This window comes from Nocardia aurea, assembly GCF_003123685.1.
Classification (GTDB): domain Bacteria; phylum Actinomycetota; class Actinomycetes; order Mycobacteriales; family Mycobacteriaceae; genus Nocardia; species Nocardia aurea.
The window spans coordinates 1-2,693 of sequence record NZ_QCYJ01000061.1 but is presented as its reverse complement, the minus strand read 5'-3'; the positions used below and the strand labels follow the sequence as shown (position 1 = coordinate 2,693).

General features: G+C 71.5%; 3 protein-coding genes. All 3 read left to right on the top strand.

The window, feature by feature from the left end:
• Positions 1 to 975, top strand: a 975-nt coding sequence (locus DAT37_RS12760) for an AMP-binding protein (RefSeq protein ID WP_157978468.1), incomplete at its 5' end; no start/stop codon positions are given.
• A 13-nt stretch (positions 976 to 988) separates the two neighbouring features.
• Positions 989 to 1,888, top strand: coding sequence for a Zn-ribbon domain-containing OB-fold protein (locus DAT37_RS12755; RefSeq protein WP_232839713.1), 900 nt, complete (start codon positions 989 to 991; stop codon positions 1,886 to 1,888).
• A partial coding sequence (locus tag DAT37_RS12750; RefSeq protein ID WP_109524970.1) for a lipid-transfer protein occupies positions 1,885 to 2,693 on the top strand: 809 nt, incomplete at its 3' end. The genes DAT37_RS12755 and DAT37_RS12750, both read left to right, overlap by 4 nt.

Below are 2,693 nucleotides of genomic sequence, written 5' to 3'. Positions count from 1 at the left end.
GGGCTGTTCGGCATCACGGCGGGGCAGCCGAACGCGCACCTCGTCACCTCTCCCAACTACCACACGGCCGTCACCCAGTTCGGCGGCACGGCCCTGCACATGGGGCACACGCTGGTCTACATGGACAAGTGGGACGCCGAGGAGACGCTCCGGCTCTGCGAGCGCCACCGGATCACCAACTCGCACCTCGTACCCACCCACTTCAAGCGCCTGCTCGCGCTGCCGGAGGAGACCCGGCACAGGTACGACCTGTCCTCGCTCACGTGGATGATCCACGCGGCGGCCCCTTGCCCCGTGCCGGTGAAGCAGGCGATGTTCGAGTGGTGGGGCGACTGCGTCTACGAGTACTACGCGGCCACCGAGGGCGGCGGCACCCTGGCCACGCCGGCGGACTGGAAGTCCCACCCGGGCACGGTCGGCAAGGCCTGGCCGATCAGCGAGCTGCTCGTGGTGGACGACGACGGCCGGCCGGTGCCCGCCGGGACCCCCGGCACGATCTACATGAAGATGATGGGGGCCGGCTTCGAGTACAAGGGCGACCCGGCCAAGACCGAGGCGAACCGGCTCAAGGACTTCTTCACGGTCGGCGACGTCGGCTACCTGGACGAGGACGGGTTCCTCTTCCTGTGCGACCGCAAGGCCGACATGATCATCTCCGGCGGGACCAACATCTACCCGGCCGAGATCGAGAACGAGATCATGATCCACCCCAAGGTGACGGACGTGGCGGTCTTCGGCATCCCCGACGAGGAGTGGGGCGAGCAGATCAAGGCCGTGGTGGAGCCCGCCCCCGGAGCCGCGCCCGGCCCGGAGCTGGCCGCCGAGATCCTCTCCTCGCTGGACGGGCGGCTGGCCAGGATGAAGTGGCCCAGGTCGATCGACTTCATCGAGGAGATGCCCCGCGAGCCCAACGGCAAGCTGCTCAAGCGCAAGCTCCGCGCGCCGTACTGGGAGGGACGCGAGCGTGCCATCTGAGAACGGAGATCCTGTGGAGACGAGCGAGACGAGCGAGCCGCTGGTCGCCCGGCACGTGCTGGAGTTCCCCGGAGGCTACACCCGCACGACCGGGCCGGTGATCGGGCGGTTCCTGACCGAACTGCGCGCCGGGCGCATCGTCGGCGAGGGCAGGGTGCTGGTGCCGCCCCTGGAGTACGACCCGGCGTCGGGGGAGCCCGTCGCCGACGAGTACGTGGAGGTGGGCCCCGCCGGGACCGTCACCGCGTCGGCGTGGGTGCGCGAGCCGCGCGACGGCCACCCGCTCGACCGGCCGTTCGCCTGGGCCATGATCAGGCTGGACGGCGCCGACACCTCGCTGGTGCACGCCGTGGACGCCGGCACCCCCAAGGCGCTGGCGCCGGGCACCCGGGTCTGGCCCGTCTGGCGGCAGCAGCGCCAGGGCCACATCACCGACATATCCCACTTCGCGCCTGAGGTGACCAGGATCGTCTCGCCCATCCGGCCCGAATACCGCATCCAGGCCGGCGGGGCGCTGCGCACCTTCCTCGACGGGATCAGGCGGGGCGTGTTCCTCGGCGGCAGGTGCGCCATCTGCGACAAGGTCTACGTGCCCTACCGGGCGTCCTGCCCGGAGTGCGGCAGCGCCATCGACCAGCGGGTGGAGCTGCCCGACACCGGCACGATCACCACGTTCGCCATCAACAACCTGCCCGACCCGCGCGCCCCCGAGGTGCCGTTCGTCTCGGCGTACATCCTGCTCGACGGCGCCGACGTCCCGATGATCGCCCTGGTCGGCGGCGTGCCCGCGCACGAGGTGCGGCAGGGCATGCGGGTGCGCGCCGAATGGGTCCCGGAGAGCGAGCGCACGCTGTCCATGGCGAACGTCCGGTGGTTCACGCCCACCGGTGAGGAAGACGCGGAGCTGTCATGAGAGACGTGGCCATCGTCGCCTTCGCCCAGACCCGGCACACCGCCCACGACACCGGCCTGTCGGAGCCGGAGCTGATCCTGCCCGTGATCAACGAGGTCAAGGAGCGCACCGGGCTGCGCAGGTTCGGGTTCACCTGCTCGGGGAGCTGCGACTACCTCGCGGGCGCGCCCTTCTCGTTCGTCTCCGCGCTCGACGCGATCGGCGCCTGGCCGCCGATCTCCGAGAGCCACGTGGAGATGGACGGAGCCTGGGCGCTGTACGAGGCGTGGGTGCGCCTCCAGCACGGCGACGTCGACTCGGCGCTGGTCTACGGGTTCGGCAAGTCGTCGCTCGGCGACCTGCGCACGATCATGACCCTCCAGCTCGACCCGTACTACCTGGAGCCCCTCGGCCTCGACCAGCTCTCCTACGCCGCCCTGCAGGCCGCCGCCCTCCGGGCGGACCGCGCGGAGCTCGACGAGATCGTCCGGCGCAGCCGCGCCGCCGGCAGGGACAACCCGTACGCGCTCGACCTCCCGGACGAGGTCTCCGGCTCGGATGAGGTCTCCGGAGGGTTCGCGGTCGAGCCGTTGAAGACCTCCGACATCGCGCCCGTCACCGACGGCGCCGCCGCGGTGGTGCTCGCGGCCGGGGACCTGGCCGCGGAGCTGTGCGAGCGGCCGGCCCACATCCGCGGCATCGCACACCGCACGGAGCCCCACTACCTGGGCATGCGGGACCTCGCCCAGTCCGCCTCGGCTGCCGACGCCGCACGGGCCGCCGGCGTCGGCAAGGGCCCCGTCGACGTGGCCGAGCTGCACGCCCA